Source organism: Nocardioides sp. Z40_12 (assembly GCF_058215795.1).
In genome coordinates this window covers 30,888-56,893 of record NZ_JBZAJA010000007.1, presented here as the reverse complement: position 1 = coordinate 56,893, position 26,006 = coordinate 30,888, and the positions used below count along the sequence as shown (strand labels likewise).

At 73.5% G+C, this 26,006-nt stretch carries 23 protein-coding genes; 8 read left to right on the top strand and 15 right to left on the bottom strand.

Annotated features, from left to right (window positions below):
* Positions 1-169 precede the first annotated feature (169 nt).
* The gene (locus AC4BG9_RS13785; RefSeq protein WP_490571682.1) at positions 170-343 is read right to left on the bottom strand and encodes a hypothetical protein; all 174 of its coding nucleotides are present in this window, start codon (positions 341-343) and stop codon (positions 170-172) included.
* Between the two features lie 203 nt (positions 344-546).
* On the opposite strand from AC4BG9_RS13785, the gene AC4BG9_RS13780 reads away from it, so the two are divergent.
* Complete coding sequence (locus AC4BG9_RS13780; protein ID WP_490571681.1) at positions 547-1,299, top strand: hypothetical protein; 753 nt, start codon at positions 547-549, stop codon at positions 1,297-1,299.
* 95 nt (positions 1,300-1,394) lie between these two features.
* On the opposite strand, the gene AC4BG9_RS13775 is transcribed toward AC4BG9_RS13780, so the two are convergent.
* Entirely contained in the window at positions 1,395-2,174 is a 780-nt protein-coding gene (locus AC4BG9_RS13775; protein WP_490571680.1) for a 3'(2'),5'-bisphosphate nucleotidase CysQ, read from the bottom strand.
* Positions 2,175-2,387: 213 nt separating this feature from the next.
* Here AC4BG9_RS13775 and AC4BG9_RS13770 point away from each other — a divergent pair, with 213 nt between their 5' ends.
* The 5 genes from AC4BG9_RS13770 (at position 2,388) to wecC (ending at position 8,005) form a co-directional block, all read left to right on the top strand.
* Positions 2,388-3,641 (top strand): MFS transporter, encoded by a 1,254-nt coding sequence (locus AC4BG9_RS13770; RefSeq protein WP_490571679.1) that lies wholly within the window; start codon positions 2,388-2,390, stop codon positions 3,639-3,641.
* Positions 3,638-4,657, top strand: a complete 1,020-nt coding sequence (locus AC4BG9_RS13765) for a TolB-like translocation protein (protein ID WP_490571678.1) — start codon at positions 3,638-3,640, stop codon at positions 4,655-4,657. The genes AC4BG9_RS13770 and AC4BG9_RS13765 overlap by 4 nt, the downstream gene beginning before the upstream one ends.
* Positions 4,658-4,718: 61 nt before the next feature.
* Positions 4,719-5,897 carry a hypothetical protein gene (locus tag AC4BG9_RS13760; RefSeq protein WP_490571677.1) on the top strand — a complete coding sequence of 393 codons (1,179 nt, stop codon included), beginning with the start codon at positions 4,719-4,721 and terminating at the stop codon, positions 5,895-5,897.
* Positions 5,890-6,723, top strand: coding sequence for a WecB/TagA/CpsF family glycosyltransferase (locus tag AC4BG9_RS13755; protein ID WP_490571676.1), 834 nt, complete (start codon positions 5,890-5,892; stop codon positions 6,721-6,723). The genes AC4BG9_RS13760 and AC4BG9_RS13755 overlap by 8 nt, the downstream gene beginning before the upstream one ends.
* 25 nt (positions 6,724-6,748) lie before the next feature.
* Positions 6,749-8,005 carry a UDP-N-acetyl-D-mannosamine dehydrogenase gene (gene wecC, locus AC4BG9_RS13750; RefSeq protein WP_490571675.1) on the top strand — a complete coding sequence of 419 codons (1,257 nt, stop codon included), beginning with the start codon at positions 6,749-6,751 and terminating at the stop codon, positions 8,003-8,005.
* A gap of 16 nt (positions 8,006-8,021) precedes the next feature.
* Here the strand turns inward: wecC and wecB are convergent, their stop codons facing one another.
* From wecB to AC4BG9_RS13735, 3 genes are all read right to left on the bottom strand, one after another.
* Positions 8,022-9,161, bottom strand: coding sequence for a non-hydrolyzing UDP-N-acetylglucosamine 2-epimerase (gene wecB, locus AC4BG9_RS13745; protein WP_490571674.1), 1,140 nt, complete (start codon positions 9,159-9,161; stop codon positions 8,022-8,024).
* A 66-nt stretch (positions 9,162-9,227) separates the two neighbouring features.
* Positions 9,228-10,565, bottom strand: a complete 1,338-nt coding sequence (locus tag AC4BG9_RS13740; protein ID WP_490571673.1) for an O-antigen ligase family protein — start codon at positions 10,563-10,565, stop codon at positions 9,228-9,230.
* A gap of 41 nt (positions 10,566-10,606) precedes the next feature.
* Positions 10,607-11,233 carry a hypothetical protein gene (locus AC4BG9_RS13735; protein WP_490571672.1) on the bottom strand — a complete coding sequence of 209 codons (627 nt, stop codon included), beginning with the start codon at positions 11,231-11,233 and terminating at the stop codon, positions 10,607-10,609.
* 109 nt (positions 11,234-11,342) lie between these two features.
* Between AC4BG9_RS13735 and AC4BG9_RS13730 the strand changes: the two genes are divergently transcribed.
* Positions 11,343-12,032, top strand: a complete 690-nt coding sequence (locus AC4BG9_RS13730) for a hypothetical protein (protein ID WP_490571671.1) — start codon at positions 11,343-11,345, stop codon at positions 12,030-12,032.
* On the opposite strand, the gene AC4BG9_RS13725 is transcribed toward AC4BG9_RS13730, so the two are convergent.
* Positions 11,968-13,158 carry a GNAT family N-acetyltransferase gene (locus tag AC4BG9_RS13725; RefSeq protein WP_490571670.1) on the bottom strand — a complete coding sequence of 397 codons (1,191 nt, stop codon included), beginning with the start codon at positions 13,156-13,158 and terminating at the stop codon, positions 11,968-11,970. The genes AC4BG9_RS13730 and AC4BG9_RS13725 overlap by 65 nt on opposite strands.
* A 267-nt stretch (positions 13,159-13,425) precedes the next feature.
* On the opposite strand from AC4BG9_RS13725, the gene AC4BG9_RS13720 reads away from it, so the two are divergent.
* Positions 13,426-14,835: a DUF4082 domain-containing protein gene (locus tag AC4BG9_RS13720; protein WP_490571669.1), complete on the top strand. Its 1,410-nt coding sequence runs from the start codon at positions 13,426-13,428 to the stop codon at positions 14,833-14,835.
* Here AC4BG9_RS13720 and AC4BG9_RS13715 read toward each other — a convergent pair.
* From AC4BG9_RS13715 to AC4BG9_RS13675, 9 genes are read right to left on the bottom strand one after another with little or no spacing between them, the layout of a single operon-like run.
* Positions 14,754-16,943, bottom strand: a complete 2,190-nt coding sequence (locus AC4BG9_RS13715) for a glycosyltransferase (protein WP_490571668.1) — start codon at positions 16,941-16,943, stop codon at positions 14,754-14,756. The genes AC4BG9_RS13720 and AC4BG9_RS13715 overlap by 82 nt on opposite strands.
* Positions 16,940-18,058, bottom strand: coding sequence for a glycosyltransferase (locus AC4BG9_RS13710; RefSeq protein WP_490571667.1), 1,119 nt, complete (start codon positions 18,056-18,058; stop codon positions 16,940-16,942). Before AC4BG9_RS13710 ends, AC4BG9_RS13715 begins: the two co-directional genes overlap by 4 nt.
* Positions 18,013-19,062 carry a glycosyltransferase family 2 protein gene (locus AC4BG9_RS13705; RefSeq protein WP_490571666.1) on the bottom strand — a complete coding sequence of 350 codons (1,050 nt, stop codon included), beginning with the start codon at positions 19,060-19,062 and terminating at the stop codon, positions 18,013-18,015. Before AC4BG9_RS13705 ends, AC4BG9_RS13710 begins: the two co-directional genes overlap by 46 nt.
* A 14-nt stretch (positions 19,063-19,076) precedes the next feature.
* A complete protein-coding gene (locus tag AC4BG9_RS13700) occupies positions 19,077-20,555 on the bottom strand; it encodes a lipopolysaccharide biosynthesis protein (RefSeq protein WP_490571665.1) in 1,479 nt (492 codons plus the stop codon).
* Positions 20,552-21,673, bottom strand: a complete 1,122-nt coding sequence (locus AC4BG9_RS13695) for a glycosyltransferase family 2 protein (protein WP_490571664.1) — start codon at positions 21,671-21,673, stop codon at positions 20,552-20,554. Before AC4BG9_RS13695 ends, AC4BG9_RS13700 begins: the two co-directional genes overlap by 4 nt.
* Positions 21,670-22,782: a DegT/DnrJ/EryC1/StrS family aminotransferase gene (locus AC4BG9_RS13690; RefSeq protein ID WP_490571663.1), complete on the bottom strand. Its 1,113-nt coding sequence runs from the start codon at positions 22,780-22,782 to the stop codon at positions 21,670-21,672. The genes AC4BG9_RS13695 and AC4BG9_RS13690 overlap by 4 nt, the downstream gene beginning before the upstream one ends.
* A complete protein-coding gene (locus tag AC4BG9_RS13685) occupies positions 22,779-23,921 on the bottom strand; it encodes a DegT/DnrJ/EryC1/StrS family aminotransferase (RefSeq protein ID WP_490571662.1) in 1,143 nt (380 codons plus the stop codon). The genes AC4BG9_RS13690 and AC4BG9_RS13685 overlap by 4 nt, the downstream gene beginning before the upstream one ends.
* Positions 23,918-24,919 carry an NAD-dependent epimerase/dehydratase family protein gene (locus tag AC4BG9_RS13680; protein WP_490571661.1) on the bottom strand — a complete coding sequence of 334 codons (1,002 nt, stop codon included), beginning with the start codon at positions 24,917-24,919 and terminating at the stop codon, positions 23,918-23,920. Before AC4BG9_RS13680 ends, AC4BG9_RS13685 begins: the two co-directional genes overlap by 4 nt.
* Positions 24,916-25,998, bottom strand: a complete 1,083-nt coding sequence (locus AC4BG9_RS13675; RefSeq protein ID WP_490571660.1) for a Gfo/Idh/MocA family protein — start codon at positions 25,996-25,998, stop codon at positions 24,916-24,918. The genes AC4BG9_RS13680 and AC4BG9_RS13675 overlap by 4 nt, the downstream gene beginning before the upstream one ends.
* Positions 25,999-26,006: the final 8 nt, after the last annotated feature.

The following is a 26,006-nucleotide window of genomic DNA, read 5'->3' as shown; positions in this document are numbered from 1 at the left end:
CTCGGCGAGGGCAGGATCGGCCAGGACGGCGCGGGTGAGTGAGGTGAGCGTGGAGCCAGAGCTCACGACAGGGGCCTTCCGACGACGGGCAACACGAGAGACCCCGCCTGCACGTCCGGCGGGGTGATGTCGCGAGTCTACGTCGCGGGGTCAGGCACGAGCGCGACGCTCAGACGCTCACCGGCCGGCGCCGGCCCGGCGAACGGGGCGGCTCGGGGACGGCCGGCTCGCAGTCGCAGCTGTCCGAGCACGGCAGGTAGACGTGCAGCGCGTGCCCGCAGGCCGTGCACGGGCGGTCGTGCGAGAGATGGCTCGCGCGCGAGGTGTCGATGGTGTCCCACATTCCTCCACGGTGACCCGCGTCCGGACCCCGGCGGGGCCGAATGGCGCAGAACTGCCCACAAATGACCCGTTCGGGCCATGCGGCACGACCCCTGCTGGTTTGTCCGTACCCACCATGGGGTAGGACTTGCGCGGCGGCTCTCGGGGGCAGCCAGCCGACTTCGTGGGCGACGCCCACACCATTCAGAAAGGGACCAACGGGGAATGAACACCACCCGCCTCATCGCAGGACTCACCACCGCCGGACTCCTGGGCCTCAGCCCGCTCGCGCTCAGCGCACCGGCCAACGCCACCGAGACGTTCCAGCCGACGCCCACCGTCGAGGTGAGCCTGCCCCCCGACTACGCGGACAGCGGCCGCATCCCGGTCGGCGCCACGGTCAACGTCGAGGTCGACCTGCGCTACGTCGACTCCACCGGCGCGGAGAAGGGCGCCTTCAAGGGCGTCTCGACGCTCCAGATGTTCACCGCGAAGAGCGGCACCTGGGTCGACCTCGGCGCCCCGACCGGCGCGACGTACGGCACCTTCCGCGACATCAAGCCGGACTCCAACGCGCTGTTCCGCGTCGTCTACAGCGGCTACAACGCGGCCAGCCAGTACGAGGACAACTTCCTGGCGGCGACCTCCGCGCCGGTCCCGGTGGCGGTCACCCGCAAGTTCAAGACGAACGTGGGCAAGAACAAGACCAAGAAGGGCACGGTCATCAAGGGCAAGGTGACCCCGTCCTACACGAAGAAGCCGATCACCATCTTCTGGAAGAAGAAGGACAACGCGGAGTACAAGAAGCTCCGCAAGATCAAGACCGACAAGAAGGGCAAGTTCACCGTGAAGCTGCCCGCCCCCAAGAAGATCGGGCCGGAGTACTCCTTCCAGTTCGTGACCAAGGACGACGAGACGTTCTCGGCCACCGCCTACGGCATCGTCACCAGCCGCGGATTCTTCCGCCCCGTGGGCTGAGCCCAGCACCACTCAGCACCGGGCAGCACCCGCCAGACACGACAGCCGCGGTCCCCACGAGGGGCCGCGGCTGTCGGCGTTCGGCGGTCGGTCGTTCAGTCGGTCCCGTGCCGCCGCACGAAGTCGACGATCGACTCGGCCAGCTCGGGGCGGCAGACGATCAGGTCGGGCAGCGAGACGTCGTCCTTGTTGTAGACCAGCTCGGAGCCGTCGACCCGGGAGCAGAAGAGGCCCGCGGCCCGTGCGACGGCGACCGGGGCGGCGTTGTCCCACTCGTACTGCCCGCCCGCGTGCACGTAGGCGTCCGCGACGTCGCGGACCACGCTCATCACCTTGACCCCGGCCGAGCCCATCGGCACCAGGACGGCGTCCAGCTCGGCGGCGAGCGCCTCGACGAAGGCCGGGGGGCGCGAGCGCGAGACCGCGATCCGCGGCTTCTGCGACGTGCGCGGCGGCACCACCGCCGGGATGCCGGTGTTGAAGGTCTCCCCCAGCGCGGGCTGGGCCACCGCGCCGGCGACCAGCTCGCCCGACTGCCACAGCGCCACGTGCACCGCCCAGTCGTCGCGGGGCGGCTCGGAGAACTCACGGGTCCCGTCCAGCGGGTCGATGATCCAGACCCGGTCGGCGTCGAGACGGGCCTTGTCGTCGGACGCCTCCTCGGAGAGGACGGCGTCGTCGGGACGGTAGGTGGCCAGCAGCTCGGCGAGGATCGCCTGCGCGGCCGCGTCGCCGGCGTCCTTGAGGGCCTTGCCCTCGAGGCCCTGGGCGCGGACCGCCAGGAGGCGCTCGCCAGCCTGCTCGGCCGCCCAGGTGGCGAAGGCGTGGTCGTCGGAGAGGGCTGCGGCTGGGATCGGGGTCTCGGGAGTGGTCACGCACCGCAGCCTCTCATGTCGCGGAACCTCGTCGGCACCGGCGTGAGACGTGGCAAAGACCCCCCGGAGGGATTCCCCCCGTCGCTCCACGAGCCGATACTGGGCTGGTGCGGGCGCTTGCCGGGCCCGTCACGCGAGGGGGCCCGAGATGCGCGCAGCAAGCCCGAGAGCGCACCGCGACGGCGTGCGGCGCGCCGCCGGGGACTGAGACCGGTGTACCTCTCCCTCCGCGACCGGCCCGCGACCGGGGGCGACCCCGCCGCGCCGCGCCGGCCGGTGGGACGGGTCGTGGTGACGCTCGGCCTGGTCAGCCTGCTCACCGACGTCTCCTCGGAGTCCGTCGCGGCGATCCTGCCGCTCTACCTCACCGGCGTGGTCGGCCTCTCCGTGCTCGCCTACGGATTCGTCGACGGTCTCTACCAGGGCGTGGGCGCCCTGGTCCGGCTGGGCGGGGGGTGGGTGGCCGACCGGACGGACCGACCCAAGTGGGTCGCCTTCACGGGCTACGCGCTCTCCGCGCTCGCGCGGGTCTTCCTGCTCTTCGCCACCGGGGTGGGCAGCATCGCCACGGTGGTGGCGGTCGACCGGGTGGGCAAGGGGATCCGCACCGCGCCGCGCGACGCGATGATCTCCTCGGCCACGCCGACCGCGTACCTCGGTCGGGCCTTCGGCGTGCACCGGATGCTGGACACGATCGGGGCCGCCCTGGGTCCGCTGATCGCCTTCGCCCTGCTGTGGCTGGTCCCCGGCGACTACACCGTGGTCCTGGTGGCCTCGCTGGCGTTCGCGCTGGTGGGGCTGGCCCTCCTCGGACTGCTGGGCCCCGACCAGCGGGTCCGCCCCGTTCCCGACCGGACCGGGACCAGCGTCCCCCCGCCCTTCCGCTGGCGGGACCTGACCGACCGACGACTCCGTCCGCTGCTGGCGGTGGCAGGCGGGCTGGGGGTCCTCACCGTCGGCGACGGCTTCGTCTACCTGGTCCTGCTCGACGGGGGCGGGCTCGCCGTCGAGTGGTTCCCCCTGCTCTACGTCGGCACCAACGTCGCCTACCTCCTGCTCGCGGTCCCCGTCGGACGGCTCGCCGACCGGGTCGGCCGCGCCCGGGTCCTGGTCGGAGGGCACCTCCTGCTGGCCGGCGCCTACCTGTGCGCCACCCTCCCGGCCTCCACGGCGGTCGCCACCCTGACCACCGTGCTCCTGCTCGGTGGCTTCTATGCCGCCACCGACGGGGTGATCGCCGCCGTGGCCGGCCGACTGGTGCCCGTGCAGGCACGCACCAGCGGTATCGCGGCCGCCCAGACCGTGGTGGCGCTGGCCCGGATGGTCGCCTCGGTCGGGTTCGGTTCGCTGTGGCTGCTCGTGGGCCCGCGCACCGCGATGCTGGTGGTCTCCGGCGCCCTGGCCTGCCTGGTGCTGCTCGCCGCGACGCGGGTGCGGCGCCTGGACGAAGCGGTGGCGAACGGATGAGGGCCGGGGCGCGGGTGGCCGCCTTCACCGCGGTGACCGTCGTGGTCGTCGGCGGCGCGACGGCGTACGTCCTGGCCGAGCGCGACCGGGTGGTCGCCCAGGGCGAGCGCGCACCGAAGGCGGCGGAGGCCAGGACGGGGAGCATCGCTGCGCGCCCCAGGATCGTCTTCCGCCACACCGGCCTGGACAGCAGGTACGGGCAGGTGACCCTGGTCGCGCTGGACGACCCGCAGGGTGCGCGCGAGTTCACCGGGGTGGAGTGCGACCGCGTGGCCGCCTGGCACGGAGGCGCGTCGTGCCTGGCGATCAGGCGGGCGGGCACCCTCTTCGAGGCCAGCGAGCTCGGTCCGGACTGGCAGGTGCAACGCACCCACCCGCTCCCCGGGATCCCCAGCAGGACGCAGGTCTCCCCCGACGGCGCCCTCGTGGCCACCACGTCGTTCGTGACGGGCCACTCCTACACCACAGTCGGCTTCTCCACCGAGACGGTGGTCCGCGAGTGGGGTGGGGGGCAGGACTGGGGCGACCTGGAGCAGTTCGCCCTGGTCCTGGAGGGACGCCGGACCGAGCCGGCCGACCGCAACGTGTGGGGGGTGACCTTCGCCGGCGGCGAGCGCTTCTACGCCACCGTCGCCACCGCCGGGAGGACCTGGTTGGTCGAGGGCGACCTCGGCTCCCGGACCCTCACCTCGGTCACCGAGGACGCCGAGTGTCCCTCCCTCTCCCCGGACGGCTCGCGGGTGGCCTTCAAGGTCGACGTCGAGCCGGGCGACGAGAAGGTCTGGGGTCTCGCCGTGCTGGACCTCGCCACGGGCCGAAGACGGGTCCTGCCCCAAAGCCCACGCGGCGTGGACGACCAGGTCGCGTGGCTCGATGACGACACGCTCCTCTACGGGATGCCGCGCCCCGACGAGCCCGGCGTGACCGACGTCTGGTCCCTGGACGTGGACGCGGAGACGGCGCCCCTGCGCTTCGTCGAGGAAGCATGGTCACCGACCGTCCTTGTTGACGACTAGTCACCATTTACCCAATTATGGTGGTATCGCCCCCGTGTGACGTAGCACACGATGGAGCGAGATGTCGGGGGGTCTGATGGTGGTGAAGAACGTGCGCTCGGGGCATCCCGCCCCGCGGGCGGAGCAGGTCGGGCGCGAGGGCGCCGAGGCCGTCCGAAGGCTGGTGGAGCTGGCTGCTGGGGGGTTGGCTCGCGGGTACGACGCTCCGCGCGGGGAGTTCGCGCAGACGCTCCGGCTGGTCAGGGGCCCTGACGGGTTGCGGGTGCGGGCCGAGGGCCACAACCTGCGCTACTCGGCGATGGCCCTGCTCGGCCTGGGGCGCCTGGGCGCGGAGCCGGCCCGGGCCGTGCTGGGCGGGACGATGCTCGAGCAGCTGCTCGTCCGCACCGCCCATCTCGCGCTGGACGACCCCGACCCGGGTGCCGTGGCCCTGGTGGCGTGGGCGGAGGCGGAGGTCGGCCACACCTTCGCCGACAAGCTCTTCCGTCGGCTCGAGGAGCTCCTCGCCGCAGGCGGGCCGCTGCCCACCGTGGACGTCGCCTGGATGCTCACCGCCGCGACCGCCGCGAGCCGGCTCGGCCACACCGGCGCCGTGACCGAGCTCGCCGCCGAGAGGCTCCTGGCCCACCGGGGCGAGGCCGGGATCTACCCCCACCTGCTCCCCGCCGCCGCGCAGCCACGGTGGCGGGCCCATGTCGGCAGCTTCGCCGACCAGGTGTATCCGCTGCAGGCCCTGGCACGGGCCTCGGTGGCCGGGCGATCCGAGTGGCTCGAGGCGGCCAACGGCACCGCGGCCACGCTCTGCGAGCTCCAGGGCGCCGCAGGCCAGTGGTGGTGGCACTACGACTCGCGCCACGGCACGGTCGTCGAGCGCTTCCCGGTCTACAGCGTGCACCAGCACGCGATGGCCCCGATGGTCCTCTTCGACCTGCTCGAGGCGGGTGGCGCGGACCACCGCCCGGCCGTCGCGCGAGGCCTCGGGTGGCTCGACCGCCACCCCGAGGTGCTCGACGAGCTCGTCTCCGAGCGGTGGGGGCTGGTGTGGCGCAAGGTGGGACGGCGAGAGCCCCCCAAGGCGGCCAGAGCACTGCAGGCCGCCCTGTCCGCGGCCGTGCCCGCCGCCCGGGTGCCCGGCCTCGACCTCGTCCTGCCACCGCGGCGAATCGACCACGAGTGCCGGCCCTACGAGCTGGGCTGGCTGCTCTACGCCTGGCTCCCCGCCGGCGGCGACGATGAGTGAGTCCAGGGTCCTCGGGCACCAGCAGCTCTTCGGCCTCGACGTCGACTCGCTGACCCTGGCCGAGACCGTCGCCCTGGCCCGGGACGCGGTGCGCACCCGCGAGCGGCTCCTCATCGGCGTCGTCAACGCGGCGAAGGTCGTCAAGCTCACGGCCGACGAGATGCTCCGCGACTCCCTCCTCGCCTGCGACGTGCTCCTGGCCGACGGCCAGTCGGTCGTCTGGGCCAGCAAGGTCCTGGGCAGACCGCTGCCGGAGCGGGTCGCCGGGATCGACCTGTTCGAGGCGCTGCTCGACCTGGCCGACCGGGAGCACCGGCGGGTCTACTTCCTGGGCGCCAGGCCGGCGGTGCTGGCGGCCATGGCTGAGGTCGTGGCGCGACGGTGGCCCGGGCTGGTGGTCGCCGGCAGCCGCGACGGCTACTTCGACGCCTCCCAGGCGCAGGAGGTGGCCGACGGGATCCGGCACTCGCGGGCGGACATGCTCTTCCTCGCGATGACGACCCCGCACAAGGAGATCTTCCTCGCGACCTTCGGCCACGAGCTCGACGTCCCGGTCCTGCACGGGGTCGGGGGTTCCTTCGACGTCCTCGCGGGGCTCACCCGCCGGGCGCCCGAGCGCTGGCAGCGAGCGGGACTCGAGTGGGCCTACCGGGTCCGCCAGGAGCCCCGCCGGCTCTGGCGGCGCTACCTGGTCACCAACACGGCGTTCGTCGGCCTGCTCGCGGCAGAGCGGATCCACCCGCGCCGGCCCTACCGCCGGCCGGCCGTGCCGCGTCCTCGCGGCCCGGTCACCCAGACACCCACACCCACACCGACACCGCACTGAGTGCACAGAAGACGGGGGCAAGACGATGGATGAGGTCTTCAACGGAACGGTCGCGGTCATCGGGCTGGGCTACATCGGCCTGCCGACGGCCGTCTCCCTCGCGGTGGGCGGGGTCGAGGTGATCGGGGTCGACGTCAACGAGAGCACCGTCGCCGCCGTGTCGAGGGGCGAGCTGCCGTTCGTCGAGCCCGACCTGGCCATCGGGGTCAGCGGGGCGGTGTCGATGGGCCGGCTCACCGCCACCACCAAGACCCCCGACGCCGACGCCTACATCATCGCGGTGCCCACGCCGTTCAGGGACGACCACCAGGCCGACCTGAGCCACGTGCGCGCGGCGGTGGAGGAGATCGCTCCCCGGCTCCGGGGCGGCGAGGTCGTGGTGCTGGAGTCCACCTCTCCCCCCGGCACCACCGAGGGCGTCAGCAGGTGGCTCCAGGAGCTCCGCCCCGACCTGGTGGCCCCGCACACCTCGGAGGGGGTCCCCGACTTCCACGTCGCCCACTGCCCCGAGCGGGTGCTCCCTGGGCGGATCATGGTGGAGATGATCACCAACGACCGCGTGGTGGGCGGCGTCACCCGACGCTGCGCCGCGAAGGCTGCCGCGATCTACCGGGTCTTCAGCCAGGGGGAGATCCACCTGACCGACGCCGCCAGCGCGGAGATGGCCAAGCTCGTGGAGAACGCCTACCGGGACGTCAACATCGCCTTCGCCAACGAGCTGTCGCTGATCAGCGAGGAGCTCAGGCTCGACGTCTGGGAGATCATCAAGATGGCCAACCACCACCCGCGCGTCGACATCCTGACGCCGGGGCCGGGGGTCGGTGGCCACTGCATCGCGGTGGACCCCTGGTTCATCGTGGGCGCCTCGCCCGGGCTCTCCCGGCTGATCCGGACCGCCCGCGAGGTCAACGACGGCAAGCCCCACCACGTGGCCTCGCAGGTCATCGCCAAGACCGAGCGGTTCCGCAACCCGACCGTCGCGTGCCTCGGCCTCGGCTACAAGGCCAACGTCGACGACCTGCGCGAGAGCCCCGCCATGGACATCGTCACCGACATCGCGGACGCGCTGCCCGACCTGGACCTGCGGGTGGCGGAGCCGTTCATCGACCACCTGCCGCCGGCGCTGGAGGGCCGGGGCGGGGTGCGCCTGCAACGGGTCCACGAGGCGATCGACGACGCCGACATCGTCGTCGTGCTGGTCGACCACGACCACTTCCGGTCGCTGAGCCGCTCCCGTCTCGAGGGCAAGGTGCTCTACGACACCCGCGGCATCTGGCGCTGAGGCGACCCGGCCCGGGTCAGGGGCTGAAGTCGGGGATCCGCACGCCCCGACCGAAGTACTGCTCGATCGCGGCCCGACTCCGGCCAGCGGCACGACCGTCGCCGTAGGGGTTCACGGTGCGCGCCATCGCGGCGTACGCCGCCGGCTCGGTGAGGAGCTCCCGGACCGCGCCGATGATCAGCTCCTCGTCCGTGCCCACGAGCCGGACGGTCCCGGCGTCGACCGCCTCCGGCCGCTCCGTGGTCTCGCGCAGCACCAGGACCGGCTTGCCGAGGCTGGGCGCCTCCTCCTGCACGCCGCCGCTGTCGGTGAGCATGATCGAGGAGGCGTCCATCGCCCGGGCGAAGTCGCTGTAGGAGAGCGGCTCGGTCACCGTCACGTTGGGCAACCCCCGCAACGCGGGCAGGAGGACCTCGCGGACCACTGGGTTGAGGTGCGCGGGCAGCACGAATCTCGTGTCCGGGAACTCGACGGCCAGTCGGGCGACGGCCGACGCCGTGCGCGCCATCGGCGCACCCCAGGACTCGCGACGGTGGGTGGTGACCAGGACCGCCGGCGAGCCGTCGAGCACCGACAGGGCGGGGTTCTCCAGGGGCAGGCGCCTGCCCACCACGTCGAGCAGGGCGTCGATCACGGTGTTGCCGGTCACGACCACGTCCTCGCTCGCGAGACCTTCGCGCAGCAGGTTCCCCCGGGACACCGGCGTGGGGGCCAGGTGCAGGGAGGTGAGCTGGGACGTCAGCCGCCTGTTGACCTCCTCCGGGAAGGGGTTGTAGCGGTGCGCCGTGCGCAGGCCCGCCTCGAGGTGGACCACGGGCACCCGCTCGTAGAAGGCGGCGAGCGCCGCGACCATGGTCGTGGTCGTGTCGCCCTGGACCAGCAGGGCGTCGGGCCGTTCCTCGCGGATGACCTCGGTGAGGCCGGCGAGGATGCGCTGCGTCATCTCGTGGAGCTGCTGGCGCGGCTGGATGACGTCGAGATCGCGGCGTGGAGTGATGCCGAAGAGGCCGTTGACCTGATCGAGCATCTGCCGGTGCTGTCCGGTGACCACCACGAGCGGGTCGACGTGCGGGGATCCCTCCAGCGCCAGGATCACCGGGGCCATCTTGATCGCCTCGGGACGGGTCCCGTAGACCACCATCACGGTCTCCCCCATGGCCGCCCTCCCCCGACGTCCGGCGTCCGACGTGCGGACCAGAGAACGGTATCGGAGCCGGAGGCGTCACGCACCTGTCTGATGCACGCCGTGGGAGTCCCCGCGCCCGGAGCCGCCACTGCCCGGCTCCGCCAGGGGGGCCAGGGGTGCCGTGAGGCTCCGGCCCCTCGCGCCGAGCAGACCGAGGCAGAGGAAGAGCAGGCCGGGCACCATGGGGAATCCCAGGGCGTCGAAGGTCGCCATGCTCACGGCCGCCGCGGCGACCGCGGCGACGAGCGCACGCGTCCGCGACCTGTCCTGCGGCTCCTCGTGACGCAGCGCCCGGAGACCCGAGAGGATCGAGCCGGCCAGGAGGGCGAGGAAGGACAGCGTCCCGAGAATGCCGATCTCGATCAGCATCCCGAGGTACTGGTTGTCGAGGATGCGGTACTGCGGGAGGAAGGTGAAGAACCCGCGGCCCAGGACCGGCGAGCGGCTGATGAACTCACCGGCCAGGCTGTAGCTGTCGGTCCGTGACAGGACGCTGCCGTCGTCGGAGATCCCGGTGAAGAGCTTGAGCAGGGTGCCCAGCATGCCGGGGACGAGGACGTAGATCGACATCAGCAGGACGACGATCCAGGCGAGGGCGGCGCGACGCTGGCGCCCCGACCAGCCGATCGAGACGATGACCAGGGCGACGACGACGCAGACGATCGCGCTCCTGGAGATGCTGAGCGGGACTGCGACCGCGATGGCTGCCACCGGCCACCAGCGCCGAAGACGCCCCGCCGGACCGGAGCCCGCCATCGCCACGTGCAGCGCCAGCGGCAGCGCCATGCTCAGCACCACGCCGAACTCGAGCGGGTGCACCGCGGTGGCGGCGATCCGGGTGAAGCCCACCCGCTCCCCCACCCCGCCGATGTCACCGTTGAGGGAGAGCCCCGGGATGCTGATCCTGTCGACCAGCACGTCGCCGGTGAGGAACTGGAGGATGCCCAACAGGGCGATCAGGCCGGACAGGACGGCGATCCGTCCCAGCACGGACTCCTCCGAGCTCGCCGAGGCCCCCACGACCAGTGCCGTGACGACGACGCCCACCCAGGAGAGGACCGAGAGCAGGCTCCGGTCGGCCGCGCTGAGCTCCACGGAGCCCACCGCGCCCGCCGCGGCGACGGAGTAGCTGATCAGGACGCAGGCGGCGAAGACCGCCATCAGGACCATCACCGGCGCCCTGGTGACCTGCTGCACCTCCTCGCCGGGGCGGGACGGGGCCAGGGCGCTCCAGACGAGCGCGAGGACCGCCAGAGCCATGCCGAAGAGCTGGGCCGGCGTTCCCGCGGCTCCCAGCGGGGCGACCACGAGCGCCGAGGGCACGAGGAGCAGCAGCGTCACGTAGATGCGGAGCAGGAGGGCGCTGTCCCCCACCGCACGATCCGTCGGGTGGCGCAGCCGCGCCAGGGCCATCGCTAGCCCCGGTCGCCCGGTGCCGGACGACGCCGGCGCCGCCTCAGGAAGGCGTCGAGCAGGGCCACCAGACCCGCGGTGGCGACCAGTCCCCCGGAGAGCACGACCAGCAGCGCCCGCAGCTGGGACTTCCGGATCGTCTGCACGAGCGGGTCCGCGGAGACCACCGAGGTCCTGATCAGCGCCTCCCTCTCCACCTCGCTGGCCAGCTGGAGCTCCTGGAGGCTCGACGCCGCGATCTCCACCAGGGTGTCGCGGGCCGTCAGCGCTCCCTGCTCGGTCAGGTCCTCCACGACGACCAGCAGCAGGGGTCCGCTCGCGGTGGGATCCTCCGCGACGGTGTAATCGGCGTCCCCGGAGACCTCCGCGACCTGCTGGGCCACGGGGTCGGTCTGCATGGTGCGCGCCAGCACGCTGTTGACCGAGTCCAGGCCGTTGAGGCTCAGGAAGGGGTTCTTCACCTCCGCCTCGGTGGAGACGGGCGGCAGCAGCACCAGGGAGGCCCGCGCCTCGTAGCGCACCGGAACGAGGTTGATCACGGCAGCCACGGCCACCGCGGTGATCACGAGCCCGAGCAGGGTGGCGTACCAACGCCGCGCCAGTGCCCGGAGCAGAGCTCCTACGGTCATCGCCGCCCCATCCCCCTGGAGACCCCTGGAGACGCATCGCCGTCTCACGGTCCCACCAGCTGCTGGTCGCCTAGCCTAACGGCTCGAGCGGGGTGCAGGATGGGGCTCGATGGGCGGGACCGAGCGGGCGAGCGACGCGAGGCGCCACCTCCACCGGGGGGTTCGCGGCGGAGCGGTGCCGCTGGTCTGCGCCCTGCTGCTCAGCCTGCTGGTCGGCTGGGCAGTGCTGAGCCCGCCCGGCGTCCACTTCGGTCAGTCCGCGCTGATCCTCGTCCCGCCCGGGCGTCCGCCCGGTCCCACGCTCCTGCCCCCACGGATGAACAGCACCATCGGGGTCGCGGGGATGGTCGCTCGCTCGGTCGGCGGGTCGGAGGGCTTCGTCGACATCTCACCCGAGGTGACCCTCCTGGACCAGGGGGTCCGCCACGGGTGGTCGGTCCAGCAGCGGTCCGAGGGATCCCAGTGGCAGCGCATCTACGACCAGCCCACCCTGGAGGTGCAGGCGGTGGCCGGCACCGCCGAGGAGGTCCGGCTCCTGCTCGAGGAGGCCGAGGCCCGCGTCCGGGCCACCCTGGCGTCGTGGGAGAGCGAGGCAGGTGTCCCGCCGGACGACCGGATCGAGGTGGTGAGCGATCCCGGCTCTGTCGCGGTGACCTTCCACGACGGCGATCCGGTGCGTGCCCTGGCCGGGTGGCTCGCAGCCTCGACCCTGCTGGTGCTGCTCGCCCTCCGGCTCAGCCGGCGACCGGCCCCCGGTCGCCGGGCCCCTGCACCGCCTTCGCCCGCAACCGTCGCTTGAGCCTGCGCGCCGCCTCCCCTCGAGCCCACCGGGAACCGGCCGCCCGCGCCCGGAGCACGTCGAGACCGACCACCACCCGCATCAGCCGGCCCCGGGGTCGCCGGCTGAAGACGGTCACGTCCGTGGCCAGCACGTGACGTGTGGCGAACCGCTCCTTGTAGGCGGCGTCCCCGAAGCCCAGGTCGATCTCGTCGATCCCCGGGTCCTCGCAGCAGTCCTCGATCATCCGGCCGAACGCGTAGCTGCCCAGGCGATCCTTCGCAAAGGCGGCGTCGTACGCCGTGGCCTGGGCGAAGAACGTCCGTCCCACGACGAAACCCCACCAGTAGGAGACCGGCGTCCCGTCGACCAGCACGAGCCACGAGCGCAGGGCGCCGTGCGCCGCCCCCCAGGCCAGCACCGCCTCGCGGGTGGCGGCCGGCATCTCCTCGATGCCCAGACCGGCCTGGTAGGAGCCGGCGTCCACGCACGCCAGGCCGGCCCTCAGCTCGGCCAGGTCGCCCGCCCCGACGAGACGGCGCAGCGAGAGCCGCTCCCCGAACCTGCGCTCCGGCCTGGACAGGTGGTAGCGGAAGTCCTTCCGCGTCTTGGAGGGCAGGCGCTCGAGCCACTGCCCCCAGTCGTCGCGCACCTCGACGAGCCACTTGCCAGTGGGACCCGAGACGCTCAGCCTCGCCGGGCCGAGGAGGCCCCGGACGGCGGCGACGAACGGCGAGCCCTCCGGCAGCTTGGGCGCCACCACCGCGTCCAGGCCGAGGTCGTCGAGCAGCGCCAGCAGGGCCCCGACGACGTGCTGCCAGTCCTGCGGGCTGCGCGCCCCCAGCACCCCGTCGAAGGAGAGCACCAGGGCCCGGCCCGTCGTCCTCGCGACCCTGCGGTAGCCCAGCCGCACCCAGACCGCGGTGCTCGCGATCCGGCCGACGACGAGCATCGTGCCCCCCTCCTCGCGCGGGAGGGACAGCACGCACGGGGACTCGGTGCCGGGGAGGCTCCGGACCAGGGTGGTGAAGTAGCCGGGGTCCGTCTCCGGGCCGGTGGGGCCGGCGGCGCGCCACTCGGCCTCGAGGCCCGCCAGCTCCGCGAGATCGGTGACCACCCGACCACCGGCGAGCGCGCCGGTAGACACGCCGGGGAGCTCACCGTCTGGGTCGACCGGGAAAGCCATGGCACCTCCGGCCAGCGCGCTGCTCCGACGAGGCGAGTCTAGGGGTGTCGCGCGCCCGCGGAGCGTGCCTCGAGACGATTCGTCCGCGCACACCCAGCCGCGCGCTAGATTCGAAGATCCAGGGAAGGGCGTACTCAGTGGTGGGGGGCGCCGACGGTTCGGAGTGCTCCCCGACCAGATTCGCGTCACTCGTCGGCACCGGCGCCCCAACCCCGAAAGCAGGGCCTCATGCCCACCCCTCTCTCCTCGTCCGGCACCCGGCGCACGCGTCGGTCCCGGCGACTCACGCTCTCGTCGGTCGCCCTGGCGGTGCTGGCCGCCGCGGCCACCCTCCTCCCCGCCGGGCAGAGCACGTCCGCCCCCGACGGATCCGAGACGGTCGGCCTCTTCTCCGACGCCACCCCCTCCGCCGTGGTGGCGGACGACGACCGCAACGCGGTCGAGCTGGGGATGCGGTTCACCTCCTCCCGCGACGCGGAGGTGGTCGGCGCCCAGGTCTACAAGGCGGCCCGCGCCTCCTCGGTCACGCCGACGTCGGCCTCGCTGTGGAACAGCAACGGTCGCCGCCTCGCCCGGGTCGACCTGCCGGCCACGACGGGCGCGCGATGGGTCACGGCCGTGTTCTCCCAGCCGGTCGCGATCGCGGCCGGCAAGACCTACACCGTCTCCGTCTACGCACCGCGCGGCCGCTACGCCGCCACCCGCCAGGGCTTCGCGAACGCCGTGAAGCGCGCCGGGCTGACCGCGCCCGGCGGGGGCGCGAACGGCGTCTTCCGCTACGGCTCCACCTCCCGCTTCCCGGAGCAGACCTTCGACTCCACCAACTACTGGGTCGACGTGCTGGTGGACGTCACGGTGGACGACGAGACCACGCAGAAGCCGTCCACACCGCCGCCGAGCCAGGCGGGGGCCTTCCCGTCCGCGGCCGACACCGGCGCCAGCGGTCCCCTCGAGGTGCGCAACAGCGGCCTGACCGTCACCAACGACGGGGCGGTGATCGAGAACCGCGAGATCCGCGGCCCGCTCATCATCCGGGCGAACAACGTCACCGTGCGCAACGTCAAGGTGGTCTCGGACGGCTTCTGGGTCCTCTACAACTACGGCAAGAGGCTCACGGTCGTGGACTCCACGCTCCGCGGCGGCCCCGAGACGCAGGCGTCGATCGCGGGCGCGAGCTGGGTCGGCCAGCGCCTCGACCTGAGCGGCGCCGGGGACGGCGCCAAGATGGACGCCAACACCGAGATCTACGACAGCTACGTCCACGACCTCTCCGACCTGCCCGACGCGCACAACGACGGGCTCGAGGTCACCGCCGCGGTGAACGCCAGGGTCGTGCACAACACGGTGCTCAACGACCACAACCAGACCAGCGCCATCATGCTCAGCGAGTTCGGCAGCAACCCGGACACCAACGTCGTGGTGAAGGACAACTACTTCGCCGGAGGCGGCTTCACCCTGTACGGCGGCGCACCCGACACCGCGCGCGGCCACCGGGTGGTCGACAACCAGTTCAGCACCCGGTACTTCCCGCGCTCCGGCTTCTACGGGCCCGTCGCCTACTGGCGGTCGGCCGGGAACACCTGGTCGGGGAACGTGTGGGCCGACGGGCCCAGGGCGGGCGACCCGGTCAACCCGTGACCTGACCCGACGACATCGCGGTAGCAACCCAGCAGGAGGCGGCCCGAGTCCGTCCAGGTGAGCGTGCGCGCCGCCTCCTGCGTCTGCCGCCGCAGCTGCGCCCGGCACTCCTCGTCAAGCCGGAGCCGGGTGAGCTGCTGCGTCAGCGCGTCGACGTCGCGAGGGGCGTGCAGGAGCCCGGTGACCCCGTCCCGGACGGGCGCACCCGCCGCGGTGGAGACCAGCGGCACGACTCCGCAGGCCATCGCCTCGTAGACCACCAGCGCGCTCCCCTCCTCCACCGACGGCAGGAGCAGCACGTCGGCCCGCGCCATCAGGCGACCGACGTCGGGGACGAAGCCGGTCACGCTCACGTCCGGCGCCGCGAGCTCCTCGGCGATCCGCTCCGCGTAGGCGGGGTCGACCTCGCCACAGACCAGGAGGCGTCCGTTGCCGGCGGCGGCCGAGGCACGCCAGGCGCGCAGGGCGTAGTGGAGGCCCTTCCTGGGCTCCGCGCGCCCGACGAAGACGGCGGTGAAGGTCTCCGGCGGGGAGGAGGCGGTGAACCGGCCGGGCTCGTAGCCGTACCGGTGCCGGTGCAACCGGCTCTCGTCCACGCCGTGGGCCACGAACGTGGCGGCGACGTGGTCGGACGGCACGAGGAGGCCGTCGGCGGCGGCGTACTCGGCCTCCTCCAGCGCCTGGCGGCGCGGGGACGGCGTGTGGGAGTGGCCGCGCGGCAGGGCCATCCCAAGCAGGTCGTACTCGCGCGCCACCTCGGCGTACCCGTGGACGATGTGGGTGTTCGGGACCTCGCGCAGCCCGGGGACGCCGAGGCTGCGGGCCGCCCGCAGCGTCGCCAGGGAGCCACGGGGCCAGGCGTGGACGACGTCGTACCCCGGGACTCCCCGCGCGAGCGCCCGGGCCACCCGCCGGTCGTGGTAGCGGTAGGCGCGGTCCACGCCGAGGACGCGGTGCGGCACCCGGCGGCCGGCGACCCGCAGGGTCTCCACCACCCGAAGGTCCCGCGGGACGCCCGCGGCGCGTGAGGTGCACCAGACGGTGACGTCGCAGCCGAGGCGCCGCAGCGCCAGCACCTGCTGCAGGGCGGTGGTGCCGATCCCCGGCGCCCCGAGGGTGTGCGGGAAGCTGTAGAGCACCCGCAGGCCCCCGCTCTCCCCGGCCGGGTCCTCCCCCGCCCGACGGCCCGGTACGGTCGCGCCGGTCGACTCCCCGCCCGAGGGCCGCGACAGCAGGGCGCGCAGGGCCGCCCGGTGCACGGGCCGGTGGGCCCGGAGCGCTTCGTTGGTCAGCACCGCGCACCGGAAGGCGAGCGCGGGCACCGGCCCGTGGTGACGCGCGAAGTACCGGACCCGGTTGCGGGCGAGGAGGCTGTAGAGCACCGGGGAGACGTGCGACTCGCCCCCGCGGTGCCGCACCACCGCCCCCGGCTCGTAGCGGATGCCGAACCCCAGCCGCCTCGCCCGCCGTGCGAAGTCCGTCTCCTCGGAGTAGAGGAAGAAGCCCTCGTCCCACGGGCCCACCGCGCGGGCGCACTCCCCGGCGACGAGCAGCGCCGAGCCGGACGCCCAGTCGACCCACCGGGGGGCGTCGTAGGCGTCCGGGTCCACCACCAGCTCGCCGAGGCGGGCGAACCTGCCGGCGCGGGTTCCGCCGAGCAGCGCCTCCCCCCAGGCCCGAGCGAGCGTGGGCTCCCGGCGCAGGGAGGGGTTGAGCCGTCCGCCGGAGTCGAGCTGCCGGGGCACGACCACGCCGGCGCCGCTGCTCCCGAGCGACTCCAGGAGGGTGGCCACGCACCCCGGCGACAGGGTGACGTCCGGGTTGAGCACGAGGAACGCCCCGCTGTCGGGGGCGGTGCGCATCCCGGCGTTCACGCCCGCGGCGTAGCCGTCGTTGCGTCCCCTCTCGACCACGGTCGCCGCCGGGCACAGACGTCGGGCCAGCGCGGCGGAGCCGTCCTCGGAGCCGTTGTCGACGACCACCAGGCGCCAGCGCGGCACCCCCGCGAAGGCCGCCTCCAGGGAGCCGATCGCCGCGGTCAGGTCCGAGGAGCTGTTCCACGTCACGATGAGCGCGGTCACGTCCCGGGGCGACGGCGCCCTCGTCACGGCTCCCGGCCTTCCCACCCCAGGCTCTTGCCGACCAGGGAGTCGTAGGCGCCCAGCAGCTCCGCGCGCTGCCGCTCCGCGCCGTACTCGGAGGCGACGAACGACCTGGCGAGCGCTCCGCGTCGCGCGCACCACCCGGGCTCGGTGCGCTCGGCCGCCACCGCGCTCTCCACCTCGCGTGCCAGGGCGAGCACGTCGCCGGCGGGCACCGGCGCGGAGAAGCCGGGCTGCATCAGCTCGATCCCGGCGAAGCCGTGGTAGCCCACGACGTACGCCTCGCAGGCCATCGCCTCGGCGAGGGGAAGCCCGAACCCCTCCTGCCGCGAGCACGTGAGGTAGATCGTGGCCCGGCCGAGCGCGTCGGCGAACTCCCGCTGCGAGCGGGTGGCCACCCGCTCCACGTCCCACCCGTCCAGGACCCCTCTGGCGCGGAGGATCCCGAGCACCTGCTCGCAGTCGTCGGCGCCGCGCCGCGGGACGTAGACGAGGCGTGGCCGGTCCTTGGCACGCGCCCGGAAGACCTCCGACTCGACCCGGTTGCGCACCCGCAGGACCCGCTGCTCCGGGAAGGCGTGCTGGAGGTAGGCCCGGTTGTGCTCGGAGACGACCAGGATCCCGAGCAGACCCTCCGGGTCGCGGTAGTAGGCCGACGCCGGCCCGGGGGCGTTCGTCCAGGTGAGGTGGGCGTTCTGGTTGAGGACGACGTGCCGTGGCCGCCGCGGCGCGCGCACCAGGAGGTCCACGTCCTGCTCGGGGACGACCAGGACGTCCTGCGGTCCGACGCCCTGGTCCCGCGAGCTCACGGTCGCCGTGGCGTTGTCGAACCAGCTGCACCGGAAGCCGCGTCGCCGGTGCATCACCCGGGCGCGCCGGCCCGCGTCGTTGAGGAGGTCGACGTGCTGGTAGATCACGCGCACGCCGCCGGACGGACGGTCGTAGTCCGGGCACAGGAAGTAGAGGGTGGGCGGCGCCGACTGGCGCTCGGAGACGACGAGCCGCGGCCGAGGGCTGCGCCACGGGGTGCTGCGTGTCGCGAGGAGTCCCCGGAGCCGGGCGTCCATCGGCGCGCTCACCCCCAGGTCCCGGTCCGCGCCCAGCGCCGCTGCAGGCGCCACCAGGTCCACCTGGCACGGAGCGACTGGGCCACCGCGTGGACGGGCCGCCCGACCGGGCCGCCGCCCTGCAGCGCTGCCCACGCCGTGGTCCCGGTGACCTCCGGGTCCGCCTCCACCGCGAGCTCGGCGAGACGCCTCACCACCTCCGGCCGACCGCGCCGGCCCCGGCGGCGCTCGTAGGCGGCCTCCCGCACCGCCTCCCGCGCGATCGCCCCCACGGCGTGCCGGACCCCCTCGGCGACCCCGGGGACCCGCGCCACCACACCGCCTCCCAGCTCCCGGAACGCCGCGAGCCGTCCCTCCATGTCCCTGACCGCGTCCACCTCCCGCGCCGAGAGGCTCGCGTCGTGCTCGCGGTGCCACGCCTGGTCGGCGCCGACGACGTAGGCGACGTCGCTGACCGCAGCCAGCCGCAACCACATCTCCATGTCGTGGGTGTGCGGGAGGGGCCGCTGCCCGCCGACCTGCCGGACCGCGGCCATCCTCATCAGGACCTCCGGCGCGGTGATCACGTTGTGCCCGTCCTCGCACCGGTCGCTCAGCCAGTCCGCACCCCGCCAGACCCGCCACTCCCGGACCTTCGTCGCGACGGGCGGTGGGTCGCCGCGGAAGTGCACGGGGTGGCCGTAGACGAGTCCGACGGACGGGAGCGCTTGGGCCACGTCCGTGGAGCGGCGCAGCGACCCCGGCGTGAGCAGGTCGTCGGCATCCAGCCGGACCAGGAACTCCCCCGAGCAGGCGGCCAGCCCGTCGTTGAAGGTCTCCACCGGGCCGCGCGTGGTCCGGTGCCTGAGCAGCCGGACCCTGGGGTCGGCCTCCGCCAGCGCCGAGGCCACCTCGACCGAGTCGTCGGTCGAGGCGTCGTCGACGACCACCACCTCGAGCCGGACCCCGTCCTGGCCCAGCACGCTGCTCACCGCCTGGCGCAGGAACCGCCCGTAGTTGAAGCACGGGACGACGACCGAGACCACCGGCGGCGGTCCCTGCCAGGTCGTCGGGCGCACGCGCCGCGGCCCTCTCATCGGGTCCCTCCCGCTCGCAGGGGCACCGGCACCACGCCCGACTCCACCGCGCCGATCTCGCGGGCGGTGCGCAGGGCCCTGGTGATCCACCGGTGCATGAGGACGGCGTAGACCGCCGTGCCCGCCGCGCCCGCCGCCACGATCGCCAGCGCCGACGAGTCGACCAGACCGGCGACCAGGACGGCGGCGGCGAAGGCCGGGACGGACGCGAGCATCGGCAGCGCCACCGCAGGAACGACGTCGCGCACGCGGGCCCCCGAGCGCCGGCACACCCACAGGTAGCCCGGCAGCACGATCAGCAGGGCGATGACGGCCTGGGCCCAGGCCGCCCCCTCGAGACCTCCCCACCTGGTGCCGACGACCGCCGCGGGGATGAGCGAGGCCAGCCAGAGCACCTGCAGGTGCAGCACGGCACGCGCCTGGCCCAGCGCCATCAGGTAGGTGGCGAACAGGTCGAAGAGCACCCGGAGGCCACCGACCAGGGCCAGCGCCGGCAGCGCCGTGGCCGCGGGCAGCCACCTCTCGCCGTAGAGGAAGGAGACCAGCGGGACGCTCACGGCCGCGAGGAGGCAGACGGCCGGCGCCACCAGTCCGTAGGTGAGCTGCACCGCGACGACGAGGCTCCGGCCCGCGTCGTGCGTCTCGCGGCGCAGCTGCGAGAAGGCGGCCAGCGCCACGGGACGGATCGTCTGCCCGAGCGCGGTCATCGGCCAGCTGGCGATGTTGAACGCCAGCACGTAGTAGCCGAGGGAGACCTCGCCGGCGAGACGACCGACGACCGCCTTGTCCGCGCTGAGCACCGCGATCGAGACCATGTTGGCCAGGGCCAGCGGCACCCCGAAGGAGAGCGCGGAGCCGGCCATCTCCGTGGACCAGCCCAGCGTGGGGCGGCAGCGGGTGAGGAGGAACTGCAGGAACGTGGTGCAGACCTGCGAGGCGACGCGGGCGACCGCCAGGGCCATGGGACCCCAGCCGAGGAGGACCAGGGAGACGGTGACCAGGGCGTCGACCAGGAAGCCGGCCACGCTCGTGGCGAACATCTGCTTCTGCATGAACCGGCGCTGCATCCGCGCGTACGGGACGACGCCGAGCGCCCCCAGCGGGATGGTGAGCGCCAGCACCTGGATGACCTGCGTGGCCTCCGTGCTGCCGAGGAACGACGCCAGCGGACCTGCCGCCGCCACCATGGCCAGGGCGAGGACCCCGCTGGTGCCCAGGCTCAGCGTGGCCACCGTGGGCTCGCGGACGGCGGGGGTCCGGGTGCGCACCAGGTCGGCACTCAGGCCCAGGTCCATCACCGCCATCAGGATCCCCTGGACGGTGAGGGCGATGGCGTAGACGCCGAAGTCCTCGGGGGCCAGCAACCGGGCGAGGACGATGCCGAGGCCCAGGCTGCTGAACCTCAGCACCAGGGCGCTCAGCCCGCCCCAGGCCAGTCCTCGACCGACGGCCCTGCCGAGGACCTCCTCGCTCACGACACCAGGCCCTGTCGTTGACGCCGGCTCCGGACGCGGTGCCGCTCGGTCAGCCAGCGCTCGCGCGGCAGGAAGAGGGGGTTCCCCCGGCTGCGGCTCCCCCAGGCCTGGCGCCGGCGCAGCATCCGCCAGGCGCGGCTCCGGACGACCGAGGGGTCGACGCGCGTGGCGAAGGCCACCAGCTCCTGGGCGAACGAGGGGTCCGACCACCCCTCCACCAGGGCGCTCGAGGCGGTCTCGACCGCCTCCCGGGCCAGCGCCGCCCGCGCGGAGACCAGCAGGGCGTCCCCCTGCTCGTACGCGGATGCCGCGGTCTCGAAGACCCGGAGGCGGGCCTCGAGCCCGGTGATCACCCCGTGGGTCTGACCGACCGAGAAGACCGAGGAGTGCATGTTGGCGCCGTGGACCCGGTAGAACGCCTGGACCGTGTCGACCAGGATGCCGACCTCCCCCGCGGCCCCGGCCAGCAGCCACATCAGCATGTCGCCCGCCTGCGGGTGCTCCGGGTCGTAGCCGCCGATCCGCTGCTGCACCGAGTTGCGCAGGACCACCTCGGGCGAGTACGCCACGTTCGAGCCCTTGGTGAAGATCTTGCGAGCCCACTCGGCCCCGTCCCAGTGGACCCACGGTGCCCCGTGGCGCTCCGTGGCGACCGGGGCCGGCCCGTCGAAGGTCCTGATCGAGCCGTAGACCATGCCGACGGTCGGCACCGCCTCCATCACGGCGAGGGCACGCGTCAGCGCCGCCGGGGCCAGGAGGTCGTCGGCGGAGACCAGCGCCACGTAGTCGGTCGTCGCCGCGGCGAGACCGTCGTTGTAGGTGGCGATGTGACCGCGGTTCTCCTCGTGGGCGATCAGCCGGACCCGGTCGTCGGCGCGCGCCAGCTGCTCCGCGACCGCGGTGCTGCCATCGGTGGACGCGTCGTCGACGATGACGACCTCGACACGGACCGAGGGCTGCGCGAGGGCCGAGGCGACCGCCTGGCCGAGGTAGCGGCCGTAGTTGTAGCAGGGGATGACCACCGTCGCGGTCGGGTGGCCGACCAGGGCCGGCGCCGGGTGACGGTGCCTCGCACCGACCGGGCAGAGCTCACGGGGGCGCACGTCCTGGCTCGTCATCGCCCGGCTCCCACGAGACCGGCCAGCACCTCGGCCACCCGCTGCTGCTGCTCGGGCCCCAGGTGCTGGTGCATCGGCAGGGAGAGGATCGTGCTCGCGGCCGCCTCCGCGACCGGGAAGGAGCCGGGCCCCCGCCCCAGTCCGGCGTACGCCCCGGTGAGGTGCACCGGCGTGGGGTAGTGGATCCCGCAGCCGATCCCGGCCTCCGTCAGCCCGGCCAGGAGCGCATCACGCTCCGGCACCCGGATGACGTAGAGGTGCCAGACGTGCTCGTTGCCCGCCGCCGTCCCGGGGAGCCGGACGCCCGGGAGCCCGGAGAGCATGGCGGCGTAGCGGTCGGCGGCCTCGCGGCGCTGCTGGTTCCACTTCTCCAGCCGGCTGAGCTTGGCCCTCAGGTAGACCGCCTGCACCGTGTCGAGCCTGGAGTTCACCCCCACGACGTCGTGGACGTACTTCGTCCCGGACCCGTGGGCGCCCAGGATCCGCACCCGTTCCGCGACCTCCGCGTCGTCGGTCGTCACGCCCCCCGCGTCGCCGGCGGCGCCGAGGTTCTTCCCGGGGTAGAAGCTCGTCCCCGCGACGCTGCCCAGCGAGCCGGCCGCCCGGCCGTGCCGCCTCGCACCCTGCGCCTGCGCCGCGTCCGCCACGATCGGGATCCCGGCGGCCCGGCACGCCGGCTCCAGCAGCTCCACCGGAGCCGCCTGCCCGAAGAGGTGCACCGGCACGACCGCCCCGGTCCGCGGGGTGATCGCCCGCTCCACCGCGCCGACGTCGACCAGCAGGTGCTCCTCGTCGACGTCCACCAGGACCGGTGTGGCACCGATCCGGGAGACCGCCTCCGCCGTGGCGATGAAGGTGTTGGCCGGGAGCACCACCTCGGAACCCGGCCCGACGCCCACGGCCCGCAGCGCCAGCTCGAGGGCGTCGGTGCCGTTGGCGACGCCGACGCAGTGCCGGGCACCGACGTACTCGGCGTACTCCTCCTCGAACCGGGTGACCTCCTCACCGCCGATGAAGGCGGCCCGGGCGAAGACGTCGGCGAGACCGGCCTGCACCTCATCGGCGATCTCGGCGTGCTGGGAGACCAGGTCCACGAACGGGACGTTCATCGTCTGTCCCCCGCCCTGCGCAGCACCTCGACGACGCGGCCCTGGTCGGTCTCGGAGAGATGGTGGTGCAGCGGGAGGATCAGCGTGCCGTCGGTGAGCCGGTCGGTCGCCGGCAGCGGCAACCCCCCGCCGTACCGGTACCGGTGGGCGGGCTGGCGGTGGGCGGCCATGATCCCGCGTCGTGCCGAGATGTCGGCCCGGGCGAGCTTCCCGAGCAGGGCGTCGCGGGAGAGGGGGAACCCCTCCTCCACCTCCACCCAGCAGGACTGGAAGTTGGTCGTCCCGTACCGCGGGTCGGCGACCAGGCGGAGGCCGTCGATCTCGCCGACGGCCTTGGCGTAGCCGTCGGCGAGCGCGCGCCGCCGGGCGACCATCTCGTCGAGCTTGGCCAGCTGCACCAGTCCGACGGCCGCCTGCAGGTCGGTCATCCGGTAGTTGAAGCCGACCTCGGCGTACTCCTCGGCCGGGGCCAGCACGCTGGCGTGCCGCTCGGCCGCCGAGACGCTCATCGAGTGCTCGCGCAGCCGGGCGATCCGCTCGGCCCACTCCGGCCGGGAGGTGGTGACCATTCCCCCCTCGCCGGTGGTGAGCAGCTTGCGCGGGTGGAAGGACCACGCGGCGATCTCGGCCCCGACGCCCACCGGCCGGCCACGGTAGGTCGACCCCGCGGCGCAGGCCGCGTCCTCGACGACCACGATGCCGAGCGGGTCGCAGAGCTTGCGGATCGGGCCGAGGTCGGCCGGCACGCCGCCCTGGTCGACCACCACCACGGCCACGGTGGTCGCGGTGAGCACCTCGGCGACCGTGTCGGCGGTGAGGTTCCCCGTCACCGGGTCGACGTCGGCGAAGACCGGCCGGGCGCCGAGGTAGGCCGCCGCGTTGGCGGTGGCGATGAACGAGAAGGACGGCACCACCACGTCGTCCCCGGCGCCCACCCCCGCGACCAGCAGGGCCAGGTGGAGCCCGGTGGTGCAGCTGGAGACCGCCACCGCGTGCTCCACCTGCTGGTGGGCGGCGAAGGCAGCCTCGAACGCCGCCACCCGGGGTCCCTGGGCGACCCAGCCGGACGCGATGACCTCGGCCACGGCCGCAGCCTCCTCCTCGCCGAGCCACGGCCGCATCACGTCGATCCGGTTCATCGGGCACCTGCCGGACGACGCCCCGAGGCGATCTCCTCGCGGAGCGGGCGCCACCACTCCACCAGGCTCTCGAGCCCCTCCTCGAGCCCGATCCGGGTGGTGAAGCCGAGGTCGCGCCGTGCGGCCGAGACGTCCGCGAGTCGCCGGACCACGCCGTTGACCGCCCGCTCGGGACCGAGCTCGACCGAGAGGTCCGTGCGGCCCATCACGCGGAGCAGGGCCTCGGCCAGCTCCAGCAGGCTGGTCTCGGTGCCACTGGCGACGTTGTAGACCCCCTCGCGCACGTCGCTGGCGGCGGCCAGCACGTTGGCCCGGGCGATGTCCGGGACGCAGGCGAAGTCCATGGTCTGGCGGCCGTCGCCGAAGATCAGCGGAGGAAGGCCGTCCTCGACCCGCTCCATCCAGCGCACCAGCACCTCGGTGTAGAGGCCGTGCACGTCCATCCGCGGCCCATAGACGTTGAAGTAGCGCAGCAGCACGTAGTCGAGCCCGTGCATCGCGCGGAAGCTGCGGACCATGCCCTCGTTGAACGACTTCGCCGCCCCGTAGAAGGTGTCGTTGTTGTGGTGGTGGTGCCGCTCCCCGGTGGGGAACTCCTCCGCCATCCCGTAGACCGACGCCGACGAGGCGGCCACCAGCTTGCCGACCCGCGCCTGCGCGGCGGCCTCCACGACGTTGAACGTGCCGTCCACCATCACCTCCAGCGCGAGGCGCGGCTGCTCGGCGCACTGGGTGATCCGGATCGCGGCCTGGTGGAAGACCACGTCCTTGCCCCAGGTCAGGTCACCGACGAGGTCCCGGTCGGTGATGTCGCCCTCGACCAGCGTGACCCGACCCGAGGCGAGCGCGTCGTCGAGGTTGGCGCGCCGGCCGCGGACCAGGTTGTCGAGCACGTCGACGTGGGCCACCCCCGCCGCCACGAGCTGGTCGACCAGGGTGGAGCCGATCGTCCCCGCGCCTCCGGTGACCAGGACCTGCGCCCCTGCCAGGCTCGTCATCCCGCCACCTCCAGCCGCGCGGCGCTGATCTCGGTGTCGACGAGGACCCCGCCGGCACCGAGGCTGCGGGACGCGGCATCGAGCACCTTCAGCACCCTCAGCCCGGCGGCCCCGTCGGTCCGGGCCGTGCGTCGCCCCCGGATGCTGGCGGCGAACTCGGTCACCATCGCCCCCAGGGCCTCGCGCTCCGGCAGGGCCGGGGCCCACGTGTCGCCGAGCCGGTAGGAGATGGTCGCGTCGGTCCGGTCGGTCGCGCCGGCGGTCTGCTGCGCCAGGTCGACCCCCCGGTCGTAGACGCTCACCCGTTGCTGCGGGTTCAGGTCGTCCCACACCAGGGTCCGGCGGGTGCCGGCGATCACCATCTGCCGGATCTTGGTCGGGCTGAGCCAGTTGACGTGGACGTGGGCCATCGCCCCACCCGGCAGGGGCAGGCTGAGGTAGCCCACGCAGGCCTTCCCCGCCCCCAACGGGTCCGCCCCCTGGGCGGCCACACCGCTGGGGCGCAGCCCGCCGGGCAGCACGAAGTCGAGGATCGACAGGTCGTGGGGGGCCAGGTCCCAGAAGACGTCGATGTCCGGCTGGACGAGGCCGAGGTTGATCCGCACGGAGTCGACGAAGAGGATCTCGCCGAGCTCGCCCGCCTCGACGAGCTCGCGGATCTTCAGCACCGCCGGCGTGTAGCAGTAGGTGTGGTCGGCCATCAGCACCAGCGCCCGCTCGGCCGCCAGCTCCACCATCGCCGACCCGTGGGAGACGCTGTCGGCCAGCGGCTTCTCCACGAGCACGTGCTTGCCGGCCCCCAGCGCCGCCAGGGCGATCCCCTGGTGCGTCCGGGCTGGGGTGGCGATGGCGATCGCGTCGACGTCGTCGCGGCCCAGCACCTCCTCGAGCGACGCGGTCACGTGGGCTCCGCCGGCGTTGCCCAGCACGGCCCGGGCACGTTGCTCGTCCAGGTCGCAGACCCCGACGAGCTCCCAGTCCGGGCTCGACCCGAAGTTCCTGATCAGGTTCGGTCCCCAGTAGCCGGCGCCGACGACGACGACACCGATCGGCTCTCGTTCCTGTGAGGTGCTGGTCATCTGACTCC

What these genes read in the sequence shown, in the direction of transcription:
- AC4BG9_RS13680 (WP_490571661.1), bottom strand. Translation starts at nt 24,919, where the DNA reads ATGACGAGCCTGGCAGGGGCGCAGGTCCTGGTCACCGGAGGCGCGGGG.
- AC4BG9_RS13735 (WP_490571672.1), bottom strand. Translation starts at nt 11,233, where the DNA reads ATGACCGTAGGAGCTCTGCTCCGGGCACTGGCGCGGCGTTGGTACGCC.
- AC4BG9_RS13765 (WP_490571678.1), top strand. Translation starts at nt 3,638, where the DNA reads ATGAGGGCCGGGGCGCGGGTGGCCGCCTTCACCGCGGTGACCGTCGTG.
- AC4BG9_RS13685 (WP_490571662.1), bottom strand. Translation starts at nt 23,921, where the DNA reads ATGAACCGGATCGACGTGATGCGGCCGTGGCTCGGCGAGGAGGAGGCT.
- wecC (WP_490571675.1), top strand. Translation starts at nt 6,749, where the DNA reads ATGGATGAGGTCTTCAACGGAACGGTCGCGGTCATCGGGCTGGGCTAC.
- AC4BG9_RS13755 (WP_490571676.1), top strand. Translation starts at nt 5,890, where the DNA reads ATGAGTGAGTCCAGGGTCCTCGGGCACCAGCAGCTCTTCGGCCTCGAC.
- wecB (WP_490571674.1), bottom strand. Translation starts at nt 9,161, where the DNA reads ATGGGGGAGACCGTGATGGTGGTCTACGGGACCCGTCCCGAGGCGATC.
- AC4BG9_RS13780 (WP_490571681.1), top strand. Translation starts at nt 547, where the DNA reads ATGAACACCACCCGCCTCATCGCAGGACTCACCACCGCCGGACTCCTG.
- AC4BG9_RS13730 (WP_490571671.1), top strand. Translation starts at nt 11,343, where the DNA reads ATGGGCGGGACCGAGCGGGCGAGCGACGCGAGGCGCCACCTCCACCGG.
- AC4BG9_RS13760 (WP_490571677.1), top strand. Translation starts at nt 4,719, where the DNA reads ATGTCGGGGGGTCTGATGGTGGTGAAGAACGTGCGCTCGGGGCATCCC.
- AC4BG9_RS13675 (WP_490571660.1), bottom strand. Translation starts at nt 25,998, where the DNA reads ATGACCAGCACCTCACAGGAACGAGAGCCGATCGGTGTCGTCGTCGTC.
- AC4BG9_RS13695 (WP_490571664.1), bottom strand. Translation starts at nt 21,673, where the DNA reads ATGACGAGCCAGGACGTGCGCCCCCGTGAGCTCTGCCCGGTCGGTGCG.
- AC4BG9_RS13690 (WP_490571663.1), bottom strand. Translation starts at nt 22,782, where the DNA reads ATGAACGTCCCGTTCGTGGACCTGGTCTCCCAGCACGCCGAGATCGCC.
- AC4BG9_RS13720 (WP_490571669.1), top strand. Translation starts at nt 13,426, where the DNA reads ATGCCCACCCCTCTCTCCTCGTCCGGCACCCGGCGCACGCGTCGGTCC.
- AC4BG9_RS13785 (WP_490571682.1), bottom strand. Translation starts at nt 343, where the DNA reads ATGTGGGACACCATCGACACCTCGCGCGCGAGCCATCTCTCGCACGAC.